Origin of the sequence: Psychromonas sp. (assembly GCF_047632955.1) — a bacterium.
Taxonomy (GTDB): domain Bacteria; phylum Pseudomonadota; class Gammaproteobacteria; order Enterobacterales; family Psychromonadaceae; genus Psychromonas.
The window spans coordinates 1-6,196 of record NZ_JBLIED010000079.1 but is presented as its reverse complement, the minus strand read 5'-3'; the positions used below and the strand labels follow the sequence as shown (position 1 = coordinate 6,196).

At 35.3% G+C, this 6,196-nt stretch carries 4 protein-coding genes; 3 read left to right on the top strand and 1 reads right to left on the bottom strand.

Annotated features, from left to right (window positions below; translation table 11 throughout):
* From ACJAZP_RS19670 to ACJAZP_RS19660, 3 genes are all read left to right on the top strand, one after another.
* The coding region (locus tag ACJAZP_RS19670) for an asparagine synthetase B family protein (protein ID WP_415232439.1) at positions 1–448 on the top strand (448 nt) is incomplete at its 5' end.
* Positions 448–1,650 (top strand): glycosyltransferase, encoded by a 1,203-nt coding sequence (locus tag ACJAZP_RS19665; RefSeq protein ID WP_415232438.1) that lies wholly within the window; start codon positions 448–450, stop codon positions 1,648–1,650. The genes ACJAZP_RS19670 and ACJAZP_RS19665, both read left to right, overlap by 1 nt.
* Positions 1,650–2,492 carry a sulfotransferase domain-containing protein gene (locus tag ACJAZP_RS19660; RefSeq protein WP_415232437.1) on the top strand — a complete coding sequence of 281 codons (843 nt, stop codon included), beginning with the start codon at positions 1,650–1,652 and terminating at the stop codon, positions 2,490–2,492. The genes ACJAZP_RS19665 and ACJAZP_RS19660 overlap by 1 nt, the downstream gene beginning before the upstream one ends.
* Positions 2,493–2,617: 125 nt before the next feature.
* Here ACJAZP_RS19660 and ACJAZP_RS19655 read toward each other — a convergent pair whose 3' ends face one another.
* Complete coding sequence (locus ACJAZP_RS19655; protein ID WP_415232436.1) at positions 2,618–5,995, bottom strand: putative Ig domain-containing protein; 3,378 nt, start codon at positions 5,993–5,995, stop codon at positions 2,618–2,620.
* Positions 5,996–6,196: the final 201 nt, after the last annotated feature.

The following is a 6,196-nucleotide window of genomic DNA, read 5'->3' as shown; positions in this document are numbered from 1 at the left end:
GCTGTATTTTGATACCAAAACTTGGCTAGTTGATGACTTGCTAATAAAAGCTGATCGTATGAGTATGGCGGCTTCTCTTGAACTACGTGTGCCATTTTTAGATTATCGTTTAGTAGAATTTGCCGCGACCATTCCATCCCACCATAAAATCAAAAAGGGTGAAGGGAAGTATCCTTTGAAGAAGATGATGGAAGGTATTTTACCAAACGACATCATCTATCGTAAAAAGATGGGATTTCCTACACCTTTAAAGTTAATGTTTCAAAATGAACTGAGAGACTACGCTGAAAATTTATTGTTATCTAATGACACTCAATTATTGCAATTCTTCAAGATAGAACGAATAGAGCAGCTTATTCAAGAACATAACGCCGACAAATACGATCATCACAAAACCCTGTGGCAATTAGTGGTTTTAGAAGAGTGGTTACGGAAAAATACTGATTAATGGATACTCAAGTAAAGAAAAAGATTTTGGCTATTAGCTTTTTGTTTCCAAACTGTAATCAACTCTATCATGGTGTGTTTGTTTTAAATCGTTTAAAAGCGATGAGCAAATATGCTGACATTACTGTAATTAACCCTATTCCAGATTCACCTTTACATGGATTTATTGATAAATTTAGTGCTCTGAGAAGTGTTCCTGCTCAGGAAGAATTGGAAGGACTAACAATTCACCATCCACGGTTTTTGTCTATTCCTGGGGGGCTTAAGGCAATTGAAATCAGCACTTATAAACGTGCTGTTGAGCGAGTAATAAAAAAAGTTGGTATGGATTTCGATTTAGTCGACCTCCATTGGACATTTCCAGATTTACCAACCGGATATTATCTCAGTCAAAAATATCGCGTGCCTTTTAATATAACCTTGAGAGGTATGGAAGCTTTCCATTTTCAAGACCACGATATACGGCAAAAAACCGTAGCTAAGTACCTTAGAAAAGCAAATCATGTTATTTCTTTAAGCAATGAAATGGCGATAGCCGCAGATAAAATTGCACACACTGCCCAGCGCACTACCGTCATTAGAAATGGTGTAGACACTGAGCAATTTAATTATCTTGATAAAGCAATGTGTAGAGAAAAGCTGGGATTAGATCAAACTCAAAAAATTGTCTTAGGCGTAGGGGCACTTATCAAGCGTAAAGGGTTTGACCTAGTGATAAGTGGGTTAAACGATATAATAAGTACGCAAGGCCTAGAGAGTACTAAGTTCTATATTTTAGGAGCTCAAGGTCCAGAAGGCGATTATCGTAAGGAGCTTGACCAATTCATTGAGCAACAAAATCTGCAACGTCATGTTGTCTTTATTGGTGCTGTGGCAAATAGTGAATTAATAAAGTGGTATAACGCCGCTGATGTCTTTTGTTTGTCAAGTAGAGGAGAAGGTAGTCCCAATGTACTGACCGAAGCACTAGCATGTGGTACTCCAGCGGTTGCCACTAACGTTGGTAGCGTTCCTGAAATTATGGCTAGCGAAACGGATCTTGGTTTTTGTGTGGAAAATGAAAATCAAGAAGAAATTACAAACAAATTAATTCAGGTGTTACAAAAATCCTACGATAATAAAAGACAAGCAGCCAACTTTAGTAAGTACACTTGGGATTGGTGCGCCCTTAAAGTAATGAATGTTATTCAAAAGAGAACCTAATGCGCTATAAAGTTCATGATACAAATAGTAAGTTTTCGCGAATCTTTAAACCGATTTATCAATATTTGAATTTTTCGAAAGGGGATATTCCTACCGTCATGATCATGGGTTGCCAGCGCTCTGGTACGACCCTTGTATCACGGGTATTTGACAGCTTTCTAAATACCAAGGTCTATGGTGAATTTAGTGTTCTAAGTGATGATCGTATCAATAAGATCAGGCTTAACTCTATTAAAGACGTAAACAAAAAACTGAAAAACGTTAAAGCCGAACTCATTGTAATGAAACCCTTAGTTGAAAGTCAAAATGCCGATTTGTTATTAAATTCAATACCTAATTCTAATGTGATCTGGATGTATCGTAATTTTATCGATGTAGCTTCATCAGATGTATTACAGTTTAGTAATACGGCGGGGCATGGTAATTTACAGGCAATAATTAAAGGGGATTTTACTAACTGGCGTTCAGAAAAATTAACAAATGAAGTGGTTGATATGGTGAAATTTTATTACTCTAAACATCTTCCCCCTCTTGATTGTGCTTGTTTATTTTGGTTTGCGCGCAATTCTTTATATTTTTCACAGGACCTATTTACGAATAAAAATGTGTCTCTTTGGAAGTATGAGTCCTTAACAGATTCACCCAGAAATCATTTTGAAAATTTAGGAAGAAGCTTGAACGTGAATCTTGAAAATTATCCTTATGAAAAAGTAATTTCCAAAGACTCCGTGGCCAAAAATATTGATAGTAAAATTAATCGTGACATTAATCTGCTTTGCAACGATATGCTTAGTAGACTAGATTCATGCCAGTTACCAATAGGTAACTCTTTACAACTTTAGGATAAGATGAATTTATCTGAAACTTTAGGTAAAAGAGGTTGAGGGGATTGATGTTTTTGTGTTTTTGGAACGCCTATTAAAGAAGATGTAGCGACACATTTCTAAATTTTTTAGTGAAACGAAAGTTAAGTTCGTGGTAATACACAAACGCTGCTTTGAGGAAGGTCAAAACTGACATATTCTATTCTATCTAAAATTAATAGGTTGTTATTTGAATAATTCACATTGATATTGATCCCGTCATAACTAGCGCCTAAATGTTTCTCTAAATTGAAATTAGAAACCATAAATTCTCTTGGTGGAATGGTGATCATTTCCATATATGACCAATCGTCTTGAGGATCATCTACGTTTACTCGTCCAAAATTGGTAAAACTAATTCTAGGGGAAAACTCAATTGATTGTTCGCTGTTATTATACCAAACAGTTCTAATTTTATCGGTTGCTTTTTTAGGAACGAATTCACCGAGAATACCTTGAAAATTATAATCTTTGTGAGAACCAATCACAGTCGTCATGCCAATACCTATAGAAGGTCCAGTGTATACATCATGAATAACAGTGTGAAATTCTTGTGCATCAATAGTAAGATCGTTATCAAATCCGTTGAAATCAACCAAGGACTTGCAATGTTGGACATACACATCATCCTCAGGTTCGATAATAATATTAAACGTTTTAGTCACCGTTAATGTATCACTATTAAAAGCACTAACCTCTATTTCAAAGTTCCCATACTCTTCTGGGGAGCCAATAAGCTTGCCCTCTGAAGTCAAAACGATTCCTTTGGGTAAGTAAGAGTTGGTCTCAAATAAAATGTCAGACTCATAGTTATTAGTTGTAAATTGAAGTGTTAGTGTTTTATATAAGTTAGCTGAAATGACTTGATCCGAAGTAATGTTAAATTGTTGACGAACCGAAACAAGTTCAATTTTATCTAAAATGACTGTTTTATTAAGGTTTTTGGCATTGCTAACATTGATGACATTTACAAGACCTTGGAGTTCGTTTGTGATTTCAAATTTAGAGGTGGCTGAGGACTTTGCATTTAACGTCAACTTGTCAAGCGCTAGCCAATCCTTTGGGTCTGAGTAACTCATACGTGTGGTGCTTTTTAGACTCAATTTAGGAGTCAAGTCTATGTCTTTTTCAGATTCGTTAAACCAAGTAACTAAAATTATATCGCCAGTAATGAGTTCATAACCAGAACCTTCAACACCTTGAAAATTATACATTCCATTTGAGCCGATGACTGTCGCCATACCATTTTCCCAAAAATCGGTATATTTATCCTTTATAATCTGATTTAAGTGCGGAAGCTCAGTTTGGCTTTCTTGATATGAATTATTAAAGTCTGCAATAACAATCTTTTTTATAGATTTTTGGGTAGAGAAACCCCCACACAAATCTGATGATAAGTTGTTTTGTTCAACAAATTCTATTTTGTCTAAGATGAGTGTTTTATTATTAGAATAATTGACATTTACGTTAACAAATGAACTTTCTATTGATGATTGGACTTCGAGTATACTGGTAGCAAATTGATTTGGTTTGATCTCTATTGTAGAGCTATTCTCCCAGAAGGCTCTATCGTCATACTTGAATCTACTTTGCTTACTAAAAGATATTCTCGGTGTGAATCTGATTACATTAGGGCCAATGTTTTTCCAAATCAATCGTACTTTATCACCCCGTGAAAGCGAAAATCCTGTACCTTTGACGCCCTGATAATCATAGTTTTTATTATTGCCTATGGTAATCGTTGTACCCAGATCGTGAAATCTAGTGTATTCGTCTTTGAATATTTCTTTAAATCTTGAGTCTGAAATATTTGATTCTTGAGCGCTAGATTTAAAATCAACAATTAACTTACAAAACTCTACTTTTAAATCATCGGGGGTTAAAACGTTTAACATGATGTTTTTGTTTACGACATTATTAGCATTATCAATAATTGAAATGGTTGCTTCGTTTTGACCTTTTTTCAATGGCATACCTGCAAGCTTGCCATCCTGTGATAGTGTCAATCCACTTGGTAAATTAGTTGCTGAGTATGTATATGGTTTGGTACCTCCAATACTTTGAAGGTTTTGTTCAAACTTTTGTCCTACTACTGCTTGGTACTTCGGCTCTGTCATAAGTTGCAAGGGATAACTCACCGGAATGATTGTATACTCAATTGATTTTATAAGATCAATATTTGCAATTTCACCAAGACCAGGAATAGTAACTGTATTAGTGTCTATTGGTTGTTGAGTTATGTTTTTCCGTTTTGATATATCTTTTATTGCAAAATATATTCTGCGGCCATCTGCCAGCTCACTTCTATGCTCTGCTTTAAGATCCATTGCAGCCCATACTAAATTGTATCCAGGGTTGGGTTTAAATATTTTTCCATCTTTATTGTTTTTTGAACGGTCAAAATTAGTTGTATAGGCTGGTGTATGAGCATTGTCAAAGTTGTGGTTCGTAATTGGGTTGAAAGAATATTTCAATACATAGGTTGCGTTACAAGTTAAACAACGATATTTGTCTTCAAAACTAACATCAAATTGTTGGGTGTCGGGACTGTAACCAACACCAATATTATTTATGGTTTCTTCATTTTCGAATTCTACGTAATCCACTTCAAATTCATCTAAATAGTATGATGTATCAACCGGCTGATTTATCGAAAACTTAGCTCTCAGGGCAAAGGTGGTAATATTATTAAAGTATGACTTGGCTTTCCCTGGAAATGAATAACCGCCAGTGCTGAATGCACTATACGCGTTGTTTGAACCTGAGTTATGGTGTGTGGGATGTGCATCGAATTGTACTTTTGTCCATCCGCCCATTGGGATGTTCGAGGCATGATGATAGTAATGACTTCCTCCTTCAGCGCCAATAAAAGGGTACCAACTAAATCTTTGGTCGGGCCGTTCCATATGAGCAGTACTGTACTTATTCATATCAACAGAACGATATGGCATTAATACCCAAACTGAAAACCTATTTTTACCTTGAAATTGTTGGAATTCAGTGGTTTTAGAAGACGTTTTTACATAAATTGACATGTCACCGGGTAATGTTTTCGGTATATTTTCTTCAGCAATCGATGCAGCTGAAAATCTTTCACTTTTAGCTCTAGCTAGCACTCCGACGTCTACTAGCTTTCCACTTGAGTTTTTATATACTCCTCCTGTCATCTGAATTTTCAAAGAAGACCCGCTAACAGAATAGTCGCTTGATGAATCTATATACCCATAACGTTTCCAGCCCATATGGGAGTTGTTATAATTGCTATAATAAGGATAAATTTTTAATCCGTTAGGTCCACATAATTTCGACTGGGCTTCACCATTGTATACGTCACAAGGGTTTTCACCTATGTCAGAGTAATCCCAATTAGCGAAGCCGTTTTCGATTTTTCCATCAATAAAATCAAAATTCATGAAAGATTCTTTGGCAAATAATTGTACTGAGAAAAGTGAAAAAATAAAAAATATAATAGTGGCTTTCACGTGAAATCCTTGAAAAACATGGTGAGTTTGGATTTAGACATAAGTACATAAACCAAAGTCTTAAACCACAAATTATACTCTAAAAATGCATGTCAAAGTATTCTGTTTGCTATGATTTTTTCAAAATTTCATGTAAAACTTTTGCTTTACCTTCTCTGTTATAATCGTTAAGTGTTCTATTGGTTGGTTTTAGTAGATTGT